25 protein-coding genes and 1 tRNA gene are annotated in these 23,923 nt (G+C 53.9%); 11 read left to right on the top strand and 15 right to left on the bottom strand.

All coding sequences use genetic code 11. The annotated features are described in order from the left end of the window. The first annotated feature begins 123 nt into the window (after positions 1-123). The 5 genes from ACN0VD_RS08780 (at position 124) to ACN0VD_RS08760 (ending at position 3,714) form a co-directional block, all read left to right on the top strand. Positions 124-405, top strand: a complete 282-nt coding sequence (locus tag ACN0VD_RS08780) for a hypothetical protein (protein WP_417593558.1) — start codon at positions 124-126, stop codon at positions 403-405. A gap of 30 nt (positions 406-435) precedes the next feature. Beyond that, positions 436-777 (top strand): hypothetical protein, encoded by a 342-nt coding sequence (locus ACN0VD_RS08775; protein WP_417593557.1) that lies wholly within the window; start codon positions 436-438, stop codon positions 775-777. A gap of 738 nt (positions 778-1,515) precedes the next feature. After that, positions 1,516-1,983 carry an RNA polymerase-binding protein DksA gene (gene dksA, locus ACN0VD_RS08770; protein ID WP_417593574.1) on the top strand — a complete coding sequence of 156 codons (468 nt, stop codon included), beginning with the start codon at positions 1,516-1,518 and terminating at the stop codon, positions 1,981-1,983. A gap of 191 nt (positions 1,984-2,174) precedes the next feature. After that, on the top strand, positions 2,175-2,585 hold the full coding sequence (locus ACN0VD_RS08765; RefSeq protein WP_417593556.1) for a PilZ domain-containing protein: 411 nt from the start codon (positions 2,175-2,177) through the stop codon (positions 2,583-2,585). 88 nt (positions 2,586-2,673) lie between these two features. Beyond that, positions 2,674-3,714, top strand: a complete 1,041-nt coding sequence (locus ACN0VD_RS08760; RefSeq protein ID WP_417593555.1) for a CaiB/BaiF CoA transferase family protein — start codon at positions 2,674-2,676, stop codon at positions 3,712-3,714. On the opposite strand, the gene ACN0VD_RS08755 is transcribed toward ACN0VD_RS08760, so the two are convergent. The 3 genes from ACN0VD_RS08755 to ACN0VD_RS08745 are packed head-to-tail and all read right to left on the bottom strand — an operon-like array spanning position 3,672 to position 6,810. Then, complete coding sequence (locus tag ACN0VD_RS08755; RefSeq protein WP_417593554.1) at positions 3,672-4,433, bottom strand: LytR/AlgR family response regulator transcription factor; 762 nt, start codon at positions 4,431-4,433, stop codon at positions 3,672-3,674. The genes ACN0VD_RS08760 and ACN0VD_RS08755 overlap by 43 nt on opposite strands. A 2-nt stretch (positions 4,434-4,435) precedes the next feature. Beyond that, positions 4,436-5,563 (bottom strand): sensor histidine kinase, encoded by a 1,128-nt coding sequence (locus tag ACN0VD_RS08750; RefSeq protein WP_417593553.1) that lies wholly within the window; start codon positions 5,561-5,563, stop codon positions 4,436-4,438. A gap of 41 nt (positions 5,564-5,604) precedes the next feature. Further along, positions 5,605-6,810: a DUF2891 domain-containing protein gene (locus ACN0VD_RS08745; RefSeq protein ID WP_417593552.1), complete on the bottom strand. Its 1,206-nt coding sequence runs from the start codon at positions 6,808-6,810 to the stop codon at positions 5,605-5,607. A 304-nt stretch (positions 6,811-7,114) separates the two neighbouring features. On the opposite strand from ACN0VD_RS08745, the gene ACN0VD_RS08740 reads away from it, so the two are divergent. The 4 genes from ACN0VD_RS08740 (at position 7,115) to ACN0VD_RS08725 (ending at position 10,801) form a co-directional block, all read left to right on the top strand. After that, entirely contained in the window at positions 7,115-8,434 is a 1,320-nt protein-coding gene (locus tag ACN0VD_RS08740; RefSeq protein WP_417593551.1) for a cell wall hydrolase, read from the top strand. Between the two features lie 119 nt (positions 8,435-8,553). Next, on the top strand, positions 8,554-9,927 hold the full coding sequence (locus tag ACN0VD_RS08735; protein ID WP_417593550.1) for a class II 3-deoxy-7-phosphoheptulonate synthase: 1,374 nt from the start codon (positions 8,554-8,556) through the stop codon (positions 9,925-9,927). Positions 9,928-9,929: 2 nt separating this feature from the next. Then, the gene (locus ACN0VD_RS08730) at positions 9,930-10,163 is read left to right on the top strand and encodes a hypothetical protein (protein WP_417593549.1); all 234 of its coding nucleotides are present in this window, start codon (positions 9,930-9,932) and stop codon (positions 10,161-10,163) included. Between the two features lie 86 nt (positions 10,164-10,249). Then, positions 10,250-10,801 (top strand): hypothetical protein, encoded by a 552-nt coding sequence (locus ACN0VD_RS08725; protein WP_417593548.1) that lies wholly within the window; start codon positions 10,250-10,252, stop codon positions 10,799-10,801. Between the two features lie 19 nt (positions 10,802-10,820). Here ACN0VD_RS08725 and ACN0VD_RS08720 read toward each other — a convergent pair whose 3' ends face one another. From ACN0VD_RS08720 to ACN0VD_RS08700, 5 genes are all read right to left on the bottom strand, one after another. After that, the gene (locus tag ACN0VD_RS08720) at positions 10,821-13,073 is read right to left on the bottom strand and encodes a CHASE2 domain-containing protein (protein WP_417593547.1); all 2,253 of its coding nucleotides are present in this window, start codon (positions 13,071-13,073) and stop codon (positions 10,821-10,823) included. 49 nt (positions 13,074-13,122) lie between these two features. Beyond that, entirely contained in the window at positions 13,123-14,490 is a 1,368-nt protein-coding gene (locus ACN0VD_RS08715; protein WP_417593546.1) for a FecR domain-containing protein, read from the bottom strand. 2 nt (positions 14,491-14,492) lie between these two features. Continuing rightward, the gene (locus tag ACN0VD_RS08710) at positions 14,493-15,188 is read right to left on the bottom strand and encodes a response regulator transcription factor (RefSeq protein ID WP_417593545.1); all 696 of its coding nucleotides are present in this window, start codon (positions 15,186-15,188) and stop codon (positions 14,493-14,495) included. A gap of 237 nt (positions 15,189-15,425) precedes the next feature. Continuing rightward, positions 15,426-15,500 (bottom strand) — tRNA-Gln (locus ACN0VD_RS08705). Between the two features lie 86 nt (positions 15,501-15,586). After that, entirely contained in the window at positions 15,587-16,690 is a 1,104-nt protein-coding gene (locus ACN0VD_RS08700) for a branched-chain amino acid aminotransferase (RefSeq protein ID WP_417593544.1), read from the bottom strand. 102 nt (positions 16,691-16,792) lie between these two features. On the opposite strand from ACN0VD_RS08700, the gene ACN0VD_RS08695 reads away from it, so the two are divergent. Beyond that, positions 16,793-17,305: a MarR family winged helix-turn-helix transcriptional regulator gene (locus ACN0VD_RS08695; RefSeq protein ID WP_417593543.1), complete on the top strand. Its 513-nt coding sequence runs from the start codon at positions 16,793-16,795 to the stop codon at positions 17,303-17,305. Positions 17,306-17,427: 122 nt separating this feature from the next. Here ACN0VD_RS08695 and ACN0VD_RS08690 read toward each other — a convergent pair whose 3' ends face one another. From ACN0VD_RS08690 to ACN0VD_RS08680, 3 genes are all read right to left on the bottom strand, one after another. Further along, positions 17,428-17,934 (bottom strand): YbjN domain-containing protein, encoded by a 507-nt coding sequence (locus ACN0VD_RS08690; protein WP_417593542.1) that lies wholly within the window; start codon positions 17,932-17,934, stop codon positions 17,428-17,430. A 142-nt stretch (positions 17,935-18,076) separates the two neighbouring features. Beyond that, positions 18,077-18,451: an accessory factor UbiK family protein gene (locus ACN0VD_RS08685; RefSeq protein WP_417593541.1), complete on the bottom strand. Its 375-nt coding sequence runs from the start codon at positions 18,449-18,451 to the stop codon at positions 18,077-18,079. 47 nt (positions 18,452-18,498) lie between these two features. Continuing rightward, positions 18,499-19,047, bottom strand: a complete 549-nt coding sequence (locus ACN0VD_RS08680) for a TspO/MBR family protein (RefSeq protein ID WP_417593540.1) — start codon at positions 19,045-19,047, stop codon at positions 18,499-18,501. 256 nt (positions 19,048-19,303) lie between these two features. Between ACN0VD_RS08680 and ACN0VD_RS08675 the strand changes: the two genes are divergently transcribed. Beyond that, positions 19,304-21,106, top strand: a complete 1,803-nt coding sequence (locus tag ACN0VD_RS08675) for an ABC transporter transmembrane domain-containing protein (RefSeq protein ID WP_417593539.1) — start codon at positions 19,304-19,306, stop codon at positions 21,104-21,106. Between the two features lie 139 nt (positions 21,107-21,245). Here ACN0VD_RS08675 and ACN0VD_RS08670 read toward each other — a convergent pair whose 3' ends face one another. From ACN0VD_RS08670 to ACN0VD_RS08655, 4 genes are all read right to left on the bottom strand, one after another. After that, on the bottom strand, positions 21,246-21,698 hold the full coding sequence (locus tag ACN0VD_RS08670) for an ExbD/TolR family protein (protein ID WP_417593538.1): 453 nt from the start codon (positions 21,696-21,698) through the stop codon (positions 21,246-21,248). A gap of 45 nt (positions 21,699-21,743) precedes the next feature. Then, positions 21,744-22,265 carry an ExbD/TolR family protein gene (locus tag ACN0VD_RS08665; RefSeq protein WP_417593537.1) on the bottom strand — a complete coding sequence of 174 codons (522 nt, stop codon included), beginning with the start codon at positions 22,263-22,265 and terminating at the stop codon, positions 21,744-21,746. A gap of 106 nt (positions 22,266-22,371) precedes the next feature. Next, entirely contained in the window at positions 22,372-23,136 is a 765-nt protein-coding gene (locus ACN0VD_RS08660; protein ID WP_417593573.1) for a MotA/TolQ/ExbB proton channel family protein, read from the bottom strand. An 80-nt stretch (positions 23,137-23,216) separates the two neighbouring features. Continuing rightward, a complete protein-coding gene (locus tag ACN0VD_RS08655) occupies positions 23,217-23,870 on the bottom strand; it encodes an energy transducer TonB (RefSeq protein WP_417593536.1) in 654 nt (217 codons plus the stop codon). Between the last annotated feature and the right edge of the window lie 53 nt (positions 23,871-23,923).

Here is a 23,923-nt window from a genome sequence, read left to right as displayed (position 1 = left end):
TTTCCAGATTTTTTAGTCCAATCGTCCTAAGCGCCGACCGTTTTCTTTGCTTTGCGCCGACGAGCAATCAGCGCCGCTGCTGCTGCACCGAAAAGCAAAACTACCGGTGGCGCCGGCACCTCTGTGCCGCCGTTAGATCCGCCGGTACTGCCACCCGAAGAAGAAGAAGAACTTGAACTGCTGCTCGACGAACTGGAACTGGACGAGCTACCCGAGGAACCAGACGACGTGCTGTTGCCTCCGAAACTCGAAGACCCGCCCGTCGCTCCTGACGAACTGCTGGTAGAACTACCACCTGAGCTGGAGGACGATGAACTGGAACTACTGGACGAACTGCTGGACGACCCCGAGCTGCCTGAAGATCCGGAGCCTCCGGAGGAGCCATGTCCACCCGACGAGCCGTGACCACCTGAAGAACCATGTCCCCCCGACGATGTGCCGCCACTGCTGGAACTGGATGAACTACTGGAGGAACTGCTGCTGGATGAACTAGAGGATGAGGAACTGCTGCCACCCGTCGAGGTGCTGGTTGAACCACCCGTGCTGGTCACCCCTCCGGTAGACGTGCTGGTTGAACCACCGCTTGTTGAGCTACCGCCTGAGGAGGTGCTGGTTGAACCACCGCTGCTGGTTGAAGAAATTACCACGCTGCCACCGCCGGAGCCACCACCGCCAAAAAAGCCGCCAAAAAAGCCGCCGCCATATCCACCGCTGCCGCCAATCACGACAGGGACGGAACTGCCGCCGCCCTGCATAGGGGGCGCAGGCGGGCTATAAGAAGGCAGGGGAACCGGAATCGGTTGCGCAGCCGGGGTCTGCGCAACTGTAACGACCGTTGGTTGGCAAGCTGTAACTGTCTTGGTCACCGTTCGCCTCGTCCTTTTGATCTTGCGAGCAGGCTCACCTTTCCTAATCACACGAGCGCGAATCGGCTGCTTCTTAGACATTTTTTTCACATAAGGTGCTGGAGGCGCTTCTGACACGTGAACCGCGCCGCCGCCAATTAGTGCCCCGCCACATGTGCAAGCGCATAATTTTGCTAAAGCCATCCGTACCGACATAATATTATCTTTCTTCCGCTGTGGGAACGATCATTGAATCAGCAACCAACCGCCGATTTTCCGGTTCGCGTTCCCGACATAAAACAAAAAAGACAGAAGAAATCGTAAACCGCAATTCCATTAACCTTGTTTGCTAAGCCCAAATGCAAAATTTGCCTAGCAACTCGTATCCAACGACGGTTAATGTCCCGTATTGGAACCATTGCTGTTGTTATTATTGCTCAACCAGAAGAAATCCCGACATTTTAAAGGCCTGCAGAGGCAGACGTGATTCCTTGACTATCTAGAGAACATCGACCGCACCATATTTTTCCGGCCAAAATTTTCAGATATTTGGGATAATTAAAATATCAAATATTTTGCGCCTTGTTTCCGCTAAGTGCGCTCGGTATAGGCCCGCCGTGTAAATTGGTTCCAGCCTCCCGGATTCGGATAGGGCAGATGTTTGGAGAGTATGTTGGCATCTTCGGCGAAAAAAGCATCGGCAAAAAATAATGCGAATGGCGCAGATCTAGTCCTCCCAGACGGATATGAACCAAGCGAAGATGAAGAGTTCATGAACGAGCGACAGCTCGCTTTCTTCAAGCAAGCCCTGAAGAAATGGAAACAGGAAATCATCGACGAATCCAAAGAGACACTTGCACATTTGCAGGACGGTCCGATTCAGGAGGCCGACCTGAATGACCGGGCATCCAGCGAAACTGACTGGGGACTCGAGCTGCGAACACGCGATCGCCAGCGCAAATTGACATCCAAGATCGATGCTGCATTGCGGCGGATTGAAGATGGCGAATATGGTTATTGTCAGGTTACCGGCGAGCAGATTTCACTCGACCGGCTAAAAGCGAGGCCAATAGCCACGATGACCGTCGAAGCGCAGGAAGCGCATGAACGAAACGAGAAGATATCACGCGACCAGTGACTGGAGCGGCTATTGCTGTTTTATAACTCAAGCCCTTGGTTTCTCTGATGAGAAATGTTTGATGATCGTGCACGATAGCACATCTGGTGTGCCTCAAAAATAATCCCGAACATTAACCAAATTTGCACCAATTCCGCCTTATTCTTTGCATCACGAAACACTATTTTACATTTGTTGACTGCGGGAAGCTCATGAAAGAAACATTTGACGATAGTCTGAAAATGAACAGTCAGGCCATTGACCAGCCGAAGCGCCAGCTCGACCGGGACAGTCTGTTTCTGAAAGCAGAACTGCGCTTCATCGATGGTGACGACTGCGGCGAGGTACGGATTCGCAATCTGTCGGCAGGGGGACTAATGGCTGAAGCCCCGGTACAGACCAAGCGGGGCGACGATGTACAAATTGAGCTGCGCAATATTGGGCGTATTACCGGCCATGTCGCATGGGTCGCCCAAGGCAGATTTGGTATTGCTTTCGACCATCCCATCGATCCAAAGTTGGCAAGAAAGCCCGTTGGACAGAGCAAAGTGGAATTGCCGAAATATTTGCGTCAAAAGGCAAAAAGCAATGTTCCTTTGCGGCACGGCCAACGACCGCGCTGAACCGCAGGTCAAACATCAACATTAAGCTTGATTAGGATCTCTCACCTGCATAGGATCCGTTAATCAGTTGATTAAACGGGAATAGAGCATGGCAGGGCCATTAAGCGGAATCAATATTATAGAATTTTCCGGAATCGGTCCGGGACCTTTTTGCGGCATGATGCTGGCCGATCAGGGCGCCATGGTCACGGTCCTCCACCGCCCGGGCAGCCCACCTGACCCCCGGCTCGCGCTTTCCCGCTCTCGTAAATTGGTCGAGATCGACCTGAAATCCGAAGAAGGGATTGAGACGGCCCGCAACCTGGTCAAAAACGCAGACGGATTGATCGAAGGCTTCCGTCCCGGCGTCATGGAACGCCTTGGCCTGGGCCCGGATGTCTTGCTCGCGGACAATCCCGGCCTTGTCTATGGCCGGATGACCGGTTGGGGACAATATGGACCGCTCGCCGCCGCAGCTGGCCATGATATCAATTATATTTCCATTTCCGGCGCCTTGCATGCTTTCGGACGGGCGGGTGAGAAACCGACACCGCCGATTAACATGGTTGGTGATTTTGGCGGCGGTGGAATGGTGCTGGCATTCGGTATGGTTTCAGCTCTTCTCAATGCCAAAACCGGTGGCACGGGCCAGGTCGTCGACTGTGCAATGACCGACGGGTCTGCTGCATTGATGGCAATGATTTACGACTTTCATAATATTGGTCATTGGAAAGATGAACGAGGGGTCAACATGTTGGACACCGGCGCGCATTTTTACGACAGCTATGAGACTTCCGACGGAAAATTTATCTCCATCGGATCTATTGAACCGCAATTTTATGCCCAGCTTCGGGAAGTCGCCGGCCTTACCGAAGACCCAAGTTTCGACGCCCAGATGAATCCAAAATTGTGGCCAGTGCTGAAGGAAAAATTGACCGCGCTGTTCAAAACCAAGACCCGCGACCAATGGTGCGAGTTGATGGAAGGGAGTGACATCTGCTTTGCACCTGTCCTCTCGCTTACGGAAGCGAAAGAACATCCGCATAATGTCGCACGACAGACCTTTGTCGATGTTGACGGTATGATGCAGCCAGCCCCGGTACCACGTTATTCGGTTACGGTTTCGGATCCTCCCAAACGTCCTGCTTGAGCGGTACCGATGATTCTGTCCGCATAGCGAGGGCCTATCGCCAACTGGCTGCCGTCCTGCAAGATTAAAAAGAGTCTGCGCCCTTTGCGTCGAATTTCCGAGATACAATCACGCCGGACGATGGCGGACCGGTGAACGCGCACAAACAGGCTGTCGGGCAATTGGCTTTCCAGAGAGGACATGGATTGGTGCAACAGATAGCTACGGCCCGGTAAATATAACCGCATATAGTCCCGTTCCGCTTCAATCCATTCAATATGGGAAACGATCAATTGCAGTGATCCGGTCCCATCCTGCACCCAGATGCGCTGGCAGATATCCTGCTCACAATCGACGCGGCGGCGCGCAAGATTGGCGATGGCGCGTTCGACTGCCTCCCGCAGCAGTGCCTCCTTGACCGGCTTGAGGAGATAGTCGGTGGCTTCCAAACGAAATGCCTGAACCGCATATTTTACGTGCGCAGTCGTAAAAATTATCTCCGGTGTCGACGTGAGGTCCGCACAAGACTCCGCCACTTTGAGACCCGACAAATCTGGCATGTCGACATCGAGCAACAAAATATCAGGTTGTAGCTGCCGAATTTTCTCCAGAGCGTCACGGCCACCCTTGGCCAGTTCCATCATCCCGAAGAGCCCGGTGCGTTCGCATAGCGCCTTCAGGCGAGAACGAGCGAGCGGTTCATCATCAACAATCAAAACCGATGGCGGGCTTTTAGGCATTTTCAAATATCCTGAAAAATCAGGGACGGGTCGGGCAGGACTATGGTGGCAGTGGCCATTCCGTTATTGTTATTTGCCAGAAGCAGAGAGGCGTTTGGACCATATAGTGCTTTCAGCCGTTCTTGTATATTGGCAAGCCCCGTTCCCGTCCCCGCCGCCCGGCCATCGATCTGATCAGCGAATCTTTTCACCCTGCCATCATTGGCGACACTGATACATAGGCGATCGCCTTCTTTTTGGGCCGAGATGAGAATATTGACCGGGTGCTCCGTTCCAGAAACGCCATATTTCACTGCATTTTCGATCAACGGTTGAATAATCAACGCCGGTATCATCCAACCATTGGCCGCCGAATCGATATTAACATCATAATGCAGTCGTTCGGGGAAGCGCATACGTTCTATCTCGAGATAGCGAACCTGCTGCGCGACTTCTTGTTCTACCGCCACCATGTCTTCGCCACCATCGGTAAGAACCGCCCGCATATAATCTGCCAGATCATCTACCAGCTTTTCAGCCTGCTTGTTTTTCCGGTCAATTATCAGGCTACTAACCGAATTGAGCGCATTGAAGACGAAATGTGGATTCAGTTGATAGCGAAGCGCCCGCAATTCACTTTCCCGGTTTGCCTTCTCCAGATGTCGGCTGTGCACCATCATCCGCTGCAAATCATGACTATGGGCCAAGGCCAGGTATAGAGCACCCCATCCGGCTAGAATGAAATAACGGGTAAACGCCTCATCGAGGATATAGGTCCAGTCGAACAAAGCGAATTCGACCGGTTCAAGCAGATAGGAAAAGTCGAACAGCGCCGCATCATGGTCAAAGATAATTTGGTCCAGAATTGCTATGCAATTGGCCAGAATCATGGTCGGTACAAATAGCATGAAGATCGCCGCCGCCATACCTCTGCGGCGCACTGTGACAAGTAGGCGATAAAGCAGCCACGTAATAATGATGCAGATACTGGTCATCAATATCCGTTGGACGAACAGTGCCTCCGCATTGTTTTGCGTTATGTAAAATGCCCGACTGGATACAAACAGGAAGTAGGCGCCCCAAATGCCCAGTATCGACCTGAGTGCCAAGCCTTTATTAACTGGGAACAGGCGATCAAGCAGCAACGGCATCCGGCCCTCGGCAAATGCCGATCCAAGGGCAGGATCGGGATTCACGAAACGGGGCTACCCCTGCTTGCACTGATTCCCCTCCGGGTCCGCCAATAGGTTGCGAAACTGGCCAACCAGTGACTGCCGGAATAATGTGGCGTGCGGACAGATTCCTCTCCGGAATTACCGTGAAGGTTCGCTGATGCGAGTAGCGATGCGCGGCGCTTGTCATTCGCTGGAAGCGCTGAAGCCATACCCTCCAGCGCCCAGGCACGTGATAAATTAAGGCCGTCCAGATGCACCAATTTACCGTCGGTCGGATCATTGACAATGCCAACCGCCAGCCAGTCGCCGCTACCATCTGTCGGGATCTCCGGCAGAAAGTCCGAAAGCCAGTTGGCATATTCGCGTTCATCCATTACCCGCCGCATGAGGTCGGCGACCATCAGGCAGGATGAGAGGAAATCTTCCCCCGAGGGTTCGTACGCCATGGGACAGTTTTGGTCATTGCGATGGAAGCTCAAAGCCTTGTTGCGCACAAGACTAGCCATTTCGCTATCACCGCTACGCGCGGCCCAGTCGAGAAATAATCCAAAGGCAAAGGCGGACTGGTTGTGGGTGCCCAATCGGATAGGATAAGCCAGCTTTGGCAGCCAATCCTTGATATTGCCGACAATTACCGCTTCGAGCGGTTCCAGCCTGGTAAGCCACGTCTTTGCCTGCTCGGCCTTGCTGTCCTTCCCATCGGCTATCTCGCGCAACTCGGTGGTCAACTGCAGAAACCAAGCAATGCCGTAGGGCCGCTCAAATGCCGTACGGTCAGCACCTTTGAAATATTCCAGTTCGCCAGCAATTTTTTCTGCTGTAAAATTGGCCGCAAGCGCTGCGGCAATCTCTTCATCCATCTCGGGAACCAGATCTTGGCCCCACAGGCGTGTCAGCAGCCAATGTCCGTGAACGGAACTGTGCCAGTCGAAGCAGCCATAAAAGACGGGCGTCAGTTTGGCAGGTTCCGCCACATCTGCCGCGCTGTTCAAAACATGGCTGATCTTGTTGGGATATTGTTTGTTGATGCAGTTCAGCGCTATTCGCGCATAGGCCTGTTCCGCTTTGCGGGGAGCCAGACCATTGTCCGCGGGATCGGGCGCGGTATTTCTGCGTTCAAAAACACCGCGTTCTTGCGATGACTGGTTTTCGTCCTCCTGCGCGACAGAGCAACCCGCCAATGCAGTGATCATCAGTGCGCTCAGTCCTTTTTTATAGATCATCCAACACCCTCCAAAGATCCTGTTCCACTACAGATGAACTGGCCCGTTGGCAAAAGACTATAAGACAAAATGCCTCTTTCGCCATTGCCAGTTTCGGTCAGACGATATGGGTGACTCTCGTCAACTGGTTGCGCAATATCCGGTGACCATACGGGAATCACCGGCCGCATTAACCAATTAATTTGTCCGTGAACCGCGTCCCGCGATGGAACAGCGCCTTTTTGATCCGCGCGAAGCTGGCAAAAATTGGTTATATTGCGTGTGATCCGCCCGGTTGGGCCTAATCAGGTATTTTACAGAATCCGTGCGCGTTCCTCCGCCTTATGTTCCGCATCTGAGCGGCCATATTCCCGATTACGGGCAGGGAGACTGGGCCCCAGAACCATTAACCATGATTGGTGAGGCGCAAGGCAAAACGAAAACCAGCGATCCGGAACAGAATATACCTGCAGCAGCGCAGCATCGATTCTTCGTGAATTTGACGATTCGCGAACGATTATTGACGGCATTTTTCTTGATCAGCCTGATCCTGATACCGACGATTATGCCGCGATCGAGCGTCGATGCACAACAATTCAATCCCAGCGCGTCCGGTTTGCAACCGGTCGAAAGACCAGAAGATAATTTCGCCGGATCGGCCTTCTATTTTATGGACCCCAATTATGCGACCCCTCAAAATTATGGCGGGATCGGCATTGATCCGCTCGCGGGGACCGGAGATGGATCATTTGAAGGATTGTCGGATCTGACCCAGGATAATCCGGATCAGGCCACATCGGCCCATCTCATCCGGCCGGTCGCCTTTCACGGTTCCGCAATCGACGATAGCCGGGCCTTATATTGTCTGGCCCAAGCGATCTATTACGAAGCCGGGATGGAACCGGATGCCGGTCAACGTGGTGTTGCGCAGGTCATCCTGAACCGTGTCCGCCATCCCAGCTATCCAAACACCGTCTGCGGTGTCATCTATCAGGGGAGCGAACGCAAGACGGGTTGCCAGTTTACCTATACTTGTGACGGTTCCTTGCGCCGTAAACCAACACGGTTCCACTGGGACCGTGCCAAAAAGGTCGCCACCGAAGCACTGGCTGGAAAAAGCTATACCATGGTCGGCACCGCCACCCATTATCATGCGACCTATGTCTATCCCTATTGGGCACCAAGCCTGCGCTTCGTCGGCACCATCGGTGCACATCGATTCTATAGCTGGAAAGGCAATGCCGGAACCGCTGGCGCTTTCAGCCAGAAATACCGCGGCGGTGAGCCTCTGCCAGTACCGAAAACACGTCGTGCCAATATAGCAAGCAACTATAGCGCTGGCTCTTCCCTTGATCCTATAGAACTTGAAAAAGCTTATGAGGCAGGCCGGCGCAAAGCAGAAGCCGAAGCTGCCCTGTCCGATAAAATGAGGGCTCTGGCAGCCGATAATGCTCTTCGGCACGATCAACCCGTTCCAGCCCCAGATGCAAATAAACCGCGGCCCTATCAGGCACCGGATTACAGCGGCGAAGCCAAAGCCAAAGGTGGTGACCAAGCCTTTGTCGGACAGAAATTACCCGATATGGGCCAGATCAAACCGGAATTTCGTAACAGTGGCAGTTGGAAAAAGAAACCTAGCGATTGAATGAAGGCGGCGGTTGCCCAATAGTTTCGCTGGCAACCAACGATGAGTTTCCCTTGCCTTCACTCTTGACTCCCGCCTAAAGGCTCTCGATTTTATTGGAAAAGGAACGGAGCGCTCTGATGGCGAAAAATTGGACGGCAGATAGCTGGAGGGGTTTTAAAGGGTTGCACATGCCCGAATATCCTGACGCCGCCAAACTTGCGGAAACGGAAGAACTGCTTGGTAGCTATCCGCCGCTGGTCTTTGCCGGTGAGGCTCGCAGCCTGAAACAGGATTTGGCAGAAGTAGCCGCAGGCAAGGCATTCCTACTGCAGGGCGGCGATTGTGCGGAGAGCTTCGCAGAATTCCATCCGAACAATATCCGCGACACATTTCGCGTCATCCTTCAGATGGCAGTGGTGCTGACCTATGCGTCAAAGCTGCCAATCGTCAAAGTCGGTCGTATGGCGGGTCAGTTCGCAAAACCGCGCTCGTCTGATGTCGAGGTCCAGAACGGCGTCGAACTGCCGAGCTATCGCGGGGATATTATCAACGGGATAGAATTTGAAAGCAGCCGCCGCAATCCTGATCCCGAGCGGATGGTGCGCGCCTATAATCAGGCTGCCGCAACACTCAATCTGTTACGAGCCTTCTCGACCGGCGGCTATGCCAACCTCAAACAGGTGCATGGCTGGACCCATGATTTCATGGCACGTAGTCCATGGGCGAAAAAATTTGAAGAAATGGCTGACCGGATCGGTGAGGCACTGGCCTTTATGGAGGCTTGTGGCATCAATCCGGACACCGTGCCGCAATTGAAAGCCACTTCATTCTACACCAGTCATGAAGCGCTGCTGCTCCCCTATGAGCAAGCCCTGACGCGGCAGGACAGTCTGACCGGTGACTGGTACGATACCAGCGCGCACTTCCTCTGGATTGGCGACCGTACCCGGTTTGAGGATTCAGCCCATGTCGAATTTCTGCGTGGAATAGGCAATCCGATCGGGCTGAAATGCGGCCCGTCGCTAGCACCGGACGCGCTTTTAAAAATGCTCGACACACTCAATCCCGCGCGCGAGCCTGGCCGGATCACGCTGATTTCGCGTTTTGGGCACGACAAGGTCGAAAGCGGTCTGGCGCCGCTGGTTCGGGCGGTGAAACGGGAAGGCCATCCCGTTATCTGGTCCTGCGATCCGATGCACGGCAATGTCATCAAAGCGGACAGCGGTTACAAGACCCGGCCGTTCGATCGCATCCTCACCGAAGTTCGCGGATTTTTCGCGGTCCACCGAGCAGAAGGAACGTTCGCCGGCGGCATTCACTGCGAAATGACCGGGCAGAATGTTACCGAATGTACCGGCGGCAGTGTAGCCATTACCGATGCATCACTTGGCGATCGCTATCACACCCATTGCGACCCGCGTCTCAACGCCGCGCAGTCACTGGAACTCGCCTTCCTGCTGGCAGAAATGCTCAATCAGGAACTGTCTGACCGCACGCGGATAGCAGCCTGATCATGGTGGAAAAGGCTCGTACGGAACGTATGCGTCCAGAAGATTATCCGGCAGGAGAATCGCCGATGCGAAGAAGGGTGACCTATGTCCGCAAGGAGATCGTCAGCAAAGGCGTCGGCTTCGGAAGCGCGCTTGCCATCGCGATCAGCTTTACGACACACAAGTCGATCCTATGGGCGATCATTCATGGCTTTTTTTCCTGGTTCTATGTGATTTATTACGCGCTGACCCGTTAGTCTCGTTCGTCTGACGTCAATTTTCGTGACTTTGGCAACCCGGCGGATTATCACATAAGCAAGCGGAAATTCGGCTGGAGGATGTGATGATGCGATCACTCTCGTGGATATTGGCGGGCGCAATGACGGTTTCCGGTTGTGCTGGACCGATTGAAACCCGTGTCCAAACACATCAGGTGGTCACGGCTCCGGACCACAACCAGTTTACCTTGTCACCGAAAAATGCGGTGGAGAATAGCGATCTGGCACTTGCTCGCGATCTGGTCGCCAAGTCTCTGGGTGAAAGAGGCTATCAGCCCTCTCCCCATGCATCGATAATAGTCCATGTCGCAATCTCCGAACGACCGGCCGATATTGCGATCGACGCTGGTGACAAAGGCGCAAAACAATCTATTTCTCCCGCAAAACGCCAGAAACGCATCCAGTCATGCAAAGATCAGGAACATCGCTTGACCATCATCCTGTTCGATGAGAACCGCGGAACGAAATTATATGAGGGCAATGCAGCAGAATATCACTGCAACGGCACGATAGCGCAGTCTCTGCCTTTTCTGGTCGCCGCGGCCCTCTCCGGTCTGAATCGCAATCCGACCCATAGCCCACTCAGTTCGATCCGCACGCGTCAGGGAATTGAATAAATCATCAGGTAGGGCCTGATCAAGGAGCCAAAGGCAAAAGCACGGTAAAACAAGCGCCTCCATCGCGACGATTCTCCCCGCGGATATATCCACCATGCCGCGCCATCACCTTGGCAACGAAATTGAGCCCCAGCCCTGCACCTTTTATTGATGAATTGGCCGAACTGTCATCGCTGGCGAAACGCTCGAACAACTGGCCCAGTATTTCTTGTGAAATCCCTTCGCCCTGATCGGTAATCGCAACCGACACAAATGGTTGTCGGTCCAGTTCCGTAACCCGTATGACAATAATCACCGAACCGCCATCCGGACTATATTTAATTGCGTTGTCGATCAGGTTGACGAACGATCGATAGAGGCTTGAGGGTTCGCCGCTGACAAAGGCCCCATCCGACTGATCATCAATTTCGCACAGAATATCTCGCGCTTTACCAAGGGGCCATAGGCTGTCATTGGCCTCTGCGACCAGTTCCGCGAGCAATATATCCTCTCCTGCAAATTCGCTGGAATCGATCCTTGCGAGACCGACAAAATTGTCTGCCAGCGCCAACGTGCGACGCGCATGTCCTTCTATCCGTCCAGAAGTTTCATCGCCTTCTATGCCGTCCAGAAGAGCGAGAATCGCTGCCTGAGGTGCACGCATATCGTGGGAAAGCAGCTGCAGGACTTCTTCGCGTTGCTGTGCGGCATGGGCAACTTCGGTGATATCCGCTAGATAATGAATATGTCCTCTTAGCACCCCATCATCGGAGAGAACCGGCGCCCGGCGCATGGCAAAAATCTGGCCATCGAGAGACGTGAAATCGACATAATTCTGTTTCGACCTGCTGTTTTTCAGGTCTAGATATTTTTCGACCTCCTGCAAATCCTCGGGCGATACGAAACGGTTGAGCATATCGTCCAGCGCAAGATCCTGAGCCCCGTCTTCTATCCCGGCCTGCGCCAAACGGTTCACGAATTTCACTTTGCCATCAAGATCGGTGATGAACATCGGATCAGGGAGGTTGCTGAGAGCATCATTGATGAATCGCCGCAAATCACGAACATGGGAAATCGCATGGGTCAATTGTTCAGCCTGACCTGTAATGACATCGACCGGCCCCATTTCCGAACGCATGATCGGAATATCGATTTTAGATCGGTGAAAACTCTGTAATTCGCTGTCCAAGAAGTCACTTGTCGCCTGCAATCGCCGCCAACCCCAAATGGGGTAGACGAGGATCACGCCGACCAGGGCAGTCCCGGGCGCAAACCAGCGCCCAAATTGCATCAAGACTATGCTGACCGATAATGTCGCCAATATCAGCGCAAACGAAACCATGAGGGTAGTCCGGGGACGCCATCGCCAGAAACCGACAAGCAATATCCAGACCGGCAACAATGATAGCGCCATTTGCGATACAAAAGAGATCGGGGTGATGAATTCATCACGGGTTAGCGCACCGAACAGATTTGCCATAATTTCCACTCCGGCGAGAGTTCCGCCGTCACCAAGCGGAACCGGATATTGATCGCCAAGACCGTTGGCGGTCGCACCGACCAGAACAATCTTGTCCTTCACGAAGGCACCGGGCACCTCCCCATTGGCAAGTGCCGTATAAGAGATAGAGGCAAATCTACCGCGCTGAGAAAATGGCATCAGCAGCCTTTCCTCGCAGTCTTCGAGCCGGTCATAGGCGGCAGAAGGCTGTCCTTTCACGGACCGGTAAATTTGCTCGATCAGATGTGGCCACTCCATTCCGGACGCCTTGTCGCCAAAACACAGAGCCGCACGGCGAACCACCCCGTCCCCATCCAGGACGAGATTCACATGACCAAGTCCGGTGGCCGCATCCGCCAAGGCTGTGATCGGTTGTTTAACATCAAATTCGGCACCATTGCTGCCAGGAAAAACGAAATGTACCGGCAGGAATAATTTTCTATTCGCTGCCATCGCCCGTGCGAGATTCGCGTCGTCAACGGGGTCGCCGGGTTCGCTGAGTAAAATATCGAAACCAATTGCGTCCGGTTTGTCCTTCGCCAATTGATCGAACAATTCCGCATGCCGTTGTCGCGGCCACGGCCATTTGCCGAACGCAGCGAGACTGTCTTCATCAATTTTGACAATGAGGATTTCGGGGGGTGGTGCAGGCCGGTTAATCCCGGACAGCTGATCGTAGACCAGATTATCAAAGCGTGAGAGACTGTCCCAATAGGTCAGCGCCGCAACCACGCAGGATGCGAGCAACGCCACGGCCAGCCATTCCAAGCCCAGTCGCTGGCGCAGTCTCATCGGTGATCATGCCTCCGCGAAAAATCGATCAATGTTCGAGCCTAGGCAGTTAATTGGCCACGGTCAGTTTTTCAAAATCGGTCCATTTTTCGATCGCTTCCCGATCTTCCGGATCGCTGGAGAACTGAGTCACGCCCACACGCCAGTAATATTCCCCGTCGGGAAGATCTGACAAGGTCACAGTGTCCGTCGAGAGTCCTGCTTCGTCGATGATCGGGATCGCCGTTTTGCTATCCTTCAAAATCTGAAGCCGATAGAATCTTTGTCCCTCACCTTCCCCGAACCACTTGAACCGATACCCAAAATCACCGGCGTCTGCGCTGCCGCCCAAGGTGCTGAGCTGGCGCTTGAAGCTATATGTCGCTGGCATGCCTTCAAATCCGTCAGCACCCAGCGCGGTCACCTGAACGAAATAGCGCCCGTTGGGGATAGAGGGCATGTTAATCACCGCTCCTGGTTCCTGTACCTCTGCCACAACATCGACAAAGCCGGCATCTGACGCAATCACGATGCGATGCCCCACAGCGATTGCGCGTGGTGCGACGGCAAACCGCAACTCCGTCTCCGACTGTATCATCGCCGGATCCAGAAGTTCCGGTGGAGACAGCAACTCATTTTTGACAAGTGCACCGGTGACGGAAGCCGCTGCGCCAGTGCCCGCAGGTATTGATACAACCCTGTCGCTACCCAGACTTCCGCCCGCTGCCACGACCACTTCGCCCTCTACCGTTTCGGAAAAGGTCGTGCCCGACGTTTCATCAACTCTGGTACGATAGTCTGTCCCGCGAACAGCGGAAACTGCGACGGGGGTCCGGACCCGATAGCGGTCGGCTTTCTTTTGCAACGGTGCGACTTTCGACCGGATGCGGCCCTTGTCGACAGCAATCTCATAGTCCACACTATCCGTCAGCAGGATGTGGCGCAGGCGGGTGATCCTGACATGACTGTTCGATGGCAGGGATATCCGAGAGCCGTCTTCCAGTTGCAGAGTCAAAAAACTGCGCGCTGCCGTTTTGAGATGACTGCCTTCAACAACGTTCAGTCCCTGGACCGGCGTTAGATTGCGATCTCCGGTCGCGATCGAGACGTCTCCACGAAACGCACTCAAACTTGCTGTGCTCGGACGATATTTGAGCAAATAGACGGGTATCCGTATAGATTTTCCGACCGGAATTCGTCGCGGATTGGCGATGCGATTGATCCGCTGAACCGCAAAATAGTCGGCCTGTTTTCGTAAATATTTATTCGCCAGATTAAACAACGTGTCCCCATTTTTGAAGACATAGGTTATTTGTTCTGACGCGTTACTTTTCTGAGCCGCAGCTTCGTTCGGTGCAAGGGCGAGACCCAGTATCAAAAAGCTGACCAAAAGCCGCAAACCCGATAAGGGAATCAGTTCTCGGCAGCCTTCAAACACTATTACCCTCCGTTACCAAGCGTCTCCAATCGATAGCCATAGCCGAAAACTGTAAAAATCCGAAACCCGTTTTCTGGCTTCAACGCAAGCTTGGATCGGATTCGCGAAACATGCATGTCGAGAGTCCGGGTTGCAAGATGGGCATTGGTACGCCAGACCGTTTCCATAATATATCGCCGAGACAGGGTCCGGTCGCGATTGCGGAACATCAGATCAGCAAGTTCGAACTCTTTTGCGGTCAGGGCAACTTCCTTCTCGCCATGCCTGACCGTCTGTTCAATACGATCGAGCAGATAATCACCATATTCGGCCGTCGGTTCCATCGCTGATGCACCATTATTCCTACGCAACAAGGCGGTGATACGGGCAGCAATAACATTCTTGTCTTCAGGCTTCGTAATATAGTCATCGGCGCCGGCATTCAGTGCATCACTGACATCCTGCTTGGACGTCCGGCTGGTCATCATGATCACCGGCGGTCGATCCTCGATCGCGCCGTCCGCCCATTCCAAAATCTGCATACCGGTCTTGCCTGGCATGTTCCAATCTAGGATGACCAAGTCAAACGTGTCACGCAATAAGGCGTTGGTTAAGGATGTGCCGTCCGCGTAGCCCGAGTATACGTGCCCCAGTCCTTCCACAATCTGGCCCAGGAATTCGATAATCTCGGGATCATCATCGGCTATCGCTATACGCATTTCTATTCTCCCAGCGGTCTTCGGGCGCCGATGCCGCGAACACTGTTTCTTTAGACAACTTCATGATTTGCGTTTTACTATCAAATGTAGAAGTTTTACCAGAAATACGGACACAGATTTACAACCATTTACATCTACCTAAGGCAACTTCTTAGGAGCGCTGACTAAATTCGCCAGACGTTCTCCTTGCAGACGGGCAGCCAGAGACAAGCCCGCTGGTAGTTTATAAAGGAGGAATGGTTGGGGTGGCAGGATTCGAACCTGCGCATGGCGGCATCAAAAGCCGCTGCCTTACCACTTGGCGACACCCCAATATTTGCCGGCCTGTTACTGGTGAGCCGCGCTATTGAACGGGCCTATTATCCAGTTTGCCCGCACGGGGCAAGAGGCAGTTACAACTAAGCTTCAAACAGTCGTTTTACCCAACCATGCTCATCGGGCGCGATCCCGCGCTGGATATCAACCAACCGGCGTCGCAATTTTTCTGTCAACTGCCCGGGACCACCACTGCCGATGGTGAATTCCCCATTGCTGGACCGGACCGTGCCAACAGCCGTGACGACGGCCGCCGTACCGCAGGCGAACGCTTCGACCAGCTTTCCGCTGGCCGCATCGGTCTCCCATTGGTCAATGGCATAAGGTTCTTCCTTCACGGTCAAGCCCTCTTCACGGGCGAGCGCCATAATTGAATCTCGGGTGATGCCGGGCAGAATCGTTCCATTGAGCGGCGGCGTGATCAGCGCACCATCATCCATCACGAAAAACAGATTCATGCCACCGAGTTCTTCGACCCACTTATGCTCGGCCGCATCAAGGAACACGACTTGGTCACATTGTTTCTCGATCGCTTCGGCCTGCGCGATCAGGCTACCCGCATAATTGCCGCCACATTTGGCCGCCCCGGTCCCGCCAGGTGCCGCACGACTATAATCTTCAGACACCCAGATACTGATCGCCGAAGCACCGCTCTTGAAATAGCCGCCAGCAGGGGAGGCTATCACGAGATAGAGATATTCCTTGGCCGGACGGACGCCAAGAAACACTTCGCTCGCGAACATGAAGGGACGCAGATAAAGCGACCCTCCCTCGACGGAAGGAAACCAATCGCGATCGATATCGACCAGCGCCTCGACGGATTCGAGGAAAAGCTGTTGCGGTAATTCCGGCATCGCCATTCGCCGGGCCGAAGCCTGAAAACGCTTCGCATTTTCCTCCGGACGGAACAGAGCCATGCCGCCATCGGCAAGACGATAGGCCTTCATGCCCTCGAATATTTCCTGAGCATAATGGAGAACAGAGGATGCAGGGTCCATCAATATCGGTTCACGTTTGGTGATCCTGGCATCGTGCCAGCCCTCGGCTTCTGTGTAGCGAATCATCGCCATATGGTCGGTAAACAATGTACCGAAGCCAGGGTTCTCCAAGAGTTTGGTCCGCTCACTGGCATGCACTGGCGTAGCGCTAGGCTCCAGAAGAAATTCGAGACTTTTTGTATCTGCCATATACTGCCACTTTCACTGTAAATCATGCCAGCCATTGGAAGATTTGGAAGCATAATTCTATTGTCTTGCAATCCTGTAAGCAGCCTGTCAAGATACGTCAACATGACTGACGTATCTCGCCCTGCCAATTCCCCCGGAGCCTCTCCGCTTTTTCTGCGAGAGGACGAAGTCCGCCGTGGCATAGAACTTCTCTATTTCGGTTACACCCGGCTGACCAACGCGATCGATCAGGAGCTTGCCCAGCACGGACTGGGCCGGGCGCATCACCGGGCATTATATTTCATTGCGCGACGCCCCGGTCTGACCGTGGGTGAACTGCTCAAATTGCTGGCAATCACCAAACAGTCGCTGGGACGGGTGCTGAAGGAACTCCAGGACCGGGACTTTATTCTGACGGCGCCCGGTACAGTCGACCGGCGCCAGAAACTGTTGCGTCTGACAGAAAAAGGGGCGGGACTGGAAGCGGAACTGTTTCGCCAGCTGCGCGAGAAACTCTCGTCCGCCTATGTTTCAGCCGGACAGGAATCAGTGACCGGTTTCTGGCACGTGCTGGAAGGCCTGGTTCCCGAGAATGATCGCAAGATGGTATTTGACCTGCGCTGTGACAACGCCTGATCTCTGTCCCGATCCGGGTCGGGATCACAGGGCATGTCATAATATAATAAGCAGAATAGCGGCTTTAGAGAATGCCTCGATATTGCTGTACCCGATCAATCCTATCCGACCGGATCAGTGCGTCAGGCTTCACCGATCGTATCAACCATCGCATGCTCTATTGCATCATGCGGGCTCTTGTCGCTCCACAAAACAAACTGGAACACCGGATAAAAACGTTCCCATTCTTCAATCGCCAGATCGACAATCGTCTGGGCCTGATCAAGACCGAGCATGCCGCTGCCACCCAACAGGGTCGCGTGCCGAAACAACAGAATATTATTATTGGACCAAAGATCGAAATGGCCGAGCCAAAGCTGTTCGTTTATTAAACCGAGCGTTTCGTAAATAACGGATTTCTTGTCCTCCGGAACGCGAATTTCCGGCAGCAGAAGAATCTGCAGGACATGATCTTCATCCCGCCAGATAGCGCGCATCTGATAGCTGGTCCAGTTGCCCTTTATCTCAACCGACAGTTCGTCATCGCCGGTCCGATCAACCGACCAGCCGCGTGCCTCGAAAAAGGCCGCCAGCATATCCACGGGCGGTGCTTCCTCCTGATCAAGCTGTTCCCATTGGTCGTCAAGCATCGCAGTTCCAGATCCATTACTGTTCAATGCGTAGTGGCCCACTCGCCGGATCAGGGCAAGGCAACGAAGCGTCCGCTTTCACATTGATTGTGGGAACGCTGTGGATAATGAATCGCAAACGATCGTGGATCAGGACCGGCTATCAGTCACCTGTTTTGGAAGAAGATTTTCTTCCCGTGGCCGTTTTGGGCGCTGCTGGCTTTCGCGCCGCTGGCTTTCGCGCTGCGGTTTTGCGGGTGCTGGTGGATTTGGCCGCCGGCTTTCGGGCCGGAGCGGTGGCATTTTTTTCCAGAGCATCAACGCGTTTCTTCAACGCATCGGCTTCCGCCCTCGCGTTCGCTGCAATCTCCTTCACCGCTTCAAATTCTTCGCGCGATACAAAATCCATGCCCCCGAACCATTCCTTGGCGCGTTCCCGTGCACCCGCTTCGGCTTCGCGACCGACCCCGGCCACCGTACCCGCAAGACCATTTAATACTTTGGAAAGATCGTCAAAAAAGCGGTTCTGGCTTTGCATTTTTACTAACTCCGTCACTGACCCGTCGGGCCGGAAAATATATTATTCTATATCTGGGATCTCGCCGCCGGAACGACAAGGGTTTCCGCCCCGGGGTTCAGCCGATCAATTTGCATGTTGAGGAACCCTGCGAAACAGAGCCACGCCAGATAGGGCACCATGAACCAGGCAGCAGCCTTGCGGATTCGTCCGAACAACACGGTTGTACCCAACGCGGTCAGAAAGATGATGACGAGGAGCCAAAATGCTGCCGAAACCTGATGCATGCCAAAAAATAACGGCGACCAGCAAAGGTTGAGCGCTAACTGGATCAGGAACAGCACGATCGCGACTCCCCGCATGGGAGCTCCCCGAGCATGAAGAATCATGGCAATGGCCGTGCCCATCATCGCGTATAAAATCGTCCAAGCCACGCCGAACAGCCAGCCTGGCGGCTGTGCGTCCGGCTTGATCAAGGCATTAAACCATCGGTTTTCTTCGCCTGATCCAGCGACCTGCCCTGAAAGAAAACCCAGCAAAATGATCAGCGGCACCGTAAACAACATCCACCGGAGCAGAGACATCCGCAGCTGACCTTTAGAAGCAATCTGATTCACAGGGGCAGCATCCTTGATCGAGAAATTATCCGAATCGTCCAGGACGGTCTAATCCTGAACCCCCTCTACTTTTAACAATCTCTCGCCATTTGGCTAGCGTTAAGCCGTTAAAATCATTGTTCGAGAAAATAGGATAAATTGCTGGTCCCCTTGGTATTTTCCACTTGATAGCCATGTTTACCGGACGGCCCATCCGGGCACGTGGGAGCACAATCCATTGATTGTGGCAATTAGGACGGACTGCTAAGCGCTTGCTATGAACGATAAAACCAATATCAGCGAAAAAGAAAATCTTCGTGCTCCGATCAAGAAAATCGGCAATCTGCGCATGGTGTTTGAACGCGCCATCCGTTATCCAAAAGAAATTGTCTTTGCCTTGCTGGCTCTTTTCGTCGCCGCAATGGCGACGTTGGCGATTCCCGCCGGATTCAAGACCATTATAGACAAGGGGTTCATGGCCGGTAACGGCGACATTGCTCCCTATTTTCAAGGCCTTCTCGTGATCGTCGGGGTTCTCGCGATTGCAACTGCCTTTCGCTTCTACTTTGTAAGCTGGCTTGGAGAACGGGTAGTAGCCGACCTCAGGCTCGCGGTACAATCCAACCTGTTAAGACTGGCTCCGGGCTTTTTTGAAGAGAACCGGCCATCTGAAATAGCATCGCGCATGACATCCGATACCGCTATTATCGAACAGGTGGTGGGCACCACCGTTTCTGTAGCCTTGCGGAACATTGTCATCGGGGTTGGCGGAATCATCTATCTCTTCACGCTCGCCCCCGCGCTCACGGCCGGACTGCTCCTTGCGATACCCGTGATTATTTTACCGATCGTTTTTATCGGCCGGAAACTGACCAATGTTTCCCGGTCAAGCCAGGATCGGGTGGCGGACGTCGGCGCGATGATAGCTGAAACTTTGGGCGCGATGAAGATCGTGCAGGCTTTTGGCCAGGAAAGGCGCGAGCACGAACGGTTCCGTGGAGCGGTGGAGGAAACTTTTGATACCGCCAAACGCCGGATCCGGCTGCGCGCAGCAATGACCGCGATCGTTATCGGTCTGATCTTTACCGGCATCGTCATGCTGATGTGGCGGGGTGCCGTCGGCGTGGCCGAGGGCACGATATCGGGTGGCACTATCGCTGCCTTTGTGCTCACCGGCGGCCTTGTAGCCGGAGCCTTTGGCGCGCTGACCGAAGTGTATGGCGACCTTCTCCGTGGTGCCGGAGCCGCTGGCCGGTTGGCGGAATTGCTGTCGGAAAAACCTGGCATTGCCGCGCCGGAAAATCCGGTCGCATTGCCGGTACCACCACGCGGCCAGATCGCGTTCGACAATGTCACATTTTGCTATCCAACGCGCCCTGACACTGTGGCGCTCAGCAATTTTTCCCTGACGGTTTCGCCCGGCGAAACCGTCGCGGTGGTTGGACCGTCCGGTGCCGGGAAATCCACCCTGTTTCAACTCGCACAGCGTTTTTACGATCCGCAAAGCGGTTCGGTGCGCATCGATGGCGTCGCCCTGCCCTCTGCCGATCCATCCGAGATCCGGCAACGGATGGCACTCGTGCCGCAGGAAACCGTCTTGTTTGCCGCCTCGGCCCGTGACAATTTGCGCTACGGCAAATGGGACGCGACCGATGAAGACATTTGGGAAGCTGCGCGTATTGCCAATGCCGAAAAATTCCTCCGTGCCTTGCCCGAGGGGCTCGACAGTTTCATGGGAGAGGCCGGGACACGGCTTTCCGGCGGCCAACGCCAGCGCATCTCGATCGCACGCGCGTTATTGCGCAACACACCCATCCTGCTGCTCGACGAAGCGACATCCGCGCTGGATGCGGAAAGCGAAAAGCTGGTCCAGGATGCGCTCGACCACCTGATGAAGGATCGCACCACGATTGTTATCGCACATCGGCTGGCAACGGTGCGGTCGGCTGATCGCATCGTTGTGATGGAAGAGGGCCGCATTGTCGAACAGGGTGATCATGACAGTCTGATTGCCAAAAACGGGTTGTACGCACGTCTAGCCGACCTGCAGTTCAGCAGCGCTGATACGAGTCGGTCATAAGCAAAAGCCTCCAGCCGGTTGCCGCGGCACGTCGCAGGGATTTGACGCGCACCGATAGCGGGTATTGAGAATGTTTCGGATATAAAAAAAGGGCCGCGATTGAAAATCGCCGCCCTTTTTTAATTGCTATTATGCGAACCTAGTTCGGCAAACGGCTGGCCTTGTTGAAGCTGCCATATTGTTCGTTGCCAACAAATCCGAACTTGGTCACGCCACTGTCCTTGATCACCGCCAATGTACGATCAGTTGTCAGATAGGCGCTCAGTGGATCGGGCTGAAACTGCAGTTCCGGCTCAGGAACCATAGATTTCGTCTGTGCCAGATATTGCTTAACCTGATTCAGCGTTACCGGGCTATCGTTCCAGATGATCTGGTTGGTAGCGGTAATCCCGAGCCGATTTTTGACCGGATCGATAGGAGGTGGATCTGAAGGATTATCATCTGCAACCGGCAGATCGATTTTTACCGCGTGCGTTTGCACAGGGATTGTGATGATGAACATGATGAGAAGAACTAGCAAGACGTCGATGAGCGGCGTCGTGTTCATCTCCATCATTGGCTCGCCATCATCTTTTCCGCCACTCATTGCCATTCGTGCGTCTCCTTAACCTTATATAACTCTGGTTGCCGGCCGAAATTATTCGACGACAATCGGTGTGGACAAAAAACCTACTTTCGCGAACCCGGCGCGCTGCATGGTGTAGATTGCGCCACCAATACATTTGTAGGGTGTGTTGATATCTCCGCGGATATGAACTTCCGGCATATCTTCCGGTGTCATATTTTCAACGCCGCCAAAAGAATCGATCTGGTCTTCCAGTTGTTTAACAGCCCGAGTCACCAATTCGCTCGAATTGACCGGGGTGGTGTTCCAGTAAACACGGCAATTGCCGCCGGGAGTGGCTCCCGAATATTCCGGATCACCTGGATCACGTCCTGCGGCATCGGTCGTCGTGACCGACAGCAGCACATTTTCGCGCTTGGTCGTGGTCACTTCAAAGGGAAGCACAGGGAGTTCGAGTTCCACGGTCTGGATCACCACCGGAACAGCAATCAAGAAAATGATCAGCAGAACCAGCATAACGTCCACAAGTGGGGTTGTATTAATGTCGGATAGAGGAGTTTCCGCTCCGCCACCGCCCCCAACATTCATCGCCATAGGATTTTATCCTCTCAAAACTAAACCATCTGAAGGGAACGAAGGCCCCCTTTCCATGCGTTGGCCGGCTTGCCTGCCAAAAGCGGCAGACAACCCGGCCCCCGGCTTATTTCTTTGCGGCAGGTGCAGCGGCAGGTTTCGCTGCAGGCTTCGCGGCAGTCGCGCCTGCGACAGCAGGTTTAACGCCACCATCTGAAGCCATATAGCCCAGAACGTCGTTGGAAAACGCAGCCAGTTGTTCAGCGATCCGCTTGTTGCGGCCCTGCAACCAGTTGTAAGCCAGAACGGCTGGAACAGCAACACCAAGACCAAGTGCGGTCATGATCAGTGCTTCGCCAACTGGACCAGCAACTGCGTCAATCGATGCCTGACCAGCGATACCGATTTTGATCAGCGCCCTATAGATGCCGATAACGGTACCGAACAGTCCAATGAACGGCGATGTTGCGCCAACCGTAGCCAACCATGGAAGACCTGTTGCCAGCTTCGAATTGATCATATCCTGCGAACGTCCGATCGATCCGTGCAACCAGTCATGTGCTTCAACGGGATCTGTCAATTTGGCATGATCTGCATCGGCTTTGATCGCGTCGTCGACGATCTGGCGGTAAGCGGAGTTCTTGTCGAGCTTCGCAGCGCCTTCCTTGAGCGATCCAGCGCGCCAGAACGTAGTGCGCATAGCCTGTCCCTGCTTCATCACCTTGTTCTGTTCAAACAGTTTCGAAAACAGGATATAGAAAGAAGATACGGACATGATGGTCAGAATTGCCAGAACAGACCAGGCGATTACGCCGCCCTGCTCCATGGCTTCCCAGAAACCAAACGAGTTTTGTGGTGCTGTTGAACCAGCGGCTAAAATTTCAATCAACATTTTAATATTCCCCTCAGGATAAATTAATAGCAATAAATCTGATGCGGGAAGGACATCCTGTGATGCCCTCCCCAATTTGATTATTTGGGTATTTCCCAACGAACGGCGTTGGAATAATAGCCCGTTGTCGGATTTCCGTTCGCATCCAGAGAAGGCCTGAATCGCGCACGACGTGTAAGGTTTTTGCAAGCAGCCTGATCCAAATCAGCATGGCCGCTAGAACCGGTGATCTGACAATCGGTTACCCGACCATTTGACCCCACGGTCAACCGGAAACGTGTCGTTCCTTCACGTTCCTCGCGCAGAGCCCTCGAAGGATAGTCGTTCGCATTAGCCCAGTTCCCGGGGTTTCCGCGTGGCTCAGGATTCGCTCGTTGCGGCGGAGGTGGCGGTGGCGGTGGAGGAGGCGCGACCACCGGAGCCGGTGGAGGCGGTGCCACTGGAACCGTCCGCATTACAGGCCGCGGCGCTACCACAGGCGCCACAATAGGCGGAGGTGATACTACCGGCGGTGGTTCAATCGGCTTGTCAGGTGGTGGTGGAGGCGGTTCCTCGATTTCCTCCGGCGGTTCTTCCTCTTGAATGTCAATCATATCCAGTTGCGAAGCAACCTTCGTGACGGCTTGATACGCTAGTCCGGTGACCAGCGCATAGCCAAGTAACAGGTGGATGATTACGACAAGAAAAATCGATACTATCTTGCTCGAACTCATCTCTTGGTCAGCATAAGCCATTCAGAAATGTAACTCCTTTTTCCCCATCAAGGTCGACTGCTTCGTTGCTGAAG

The organism is Parasphingorhabdus sp., from assembly GCF_048267785.1.
Lineage (GTDB): Bacteria > Pseudomonadota > Alphaproteobacteria > Sphingomonadales > Sphingomonadaceae > Parasphingorhabdus.
Note: the sequence above shows the minus strand (reverse complement) of the source record. Positions and strands in the feature narration are given on the sequence as shown.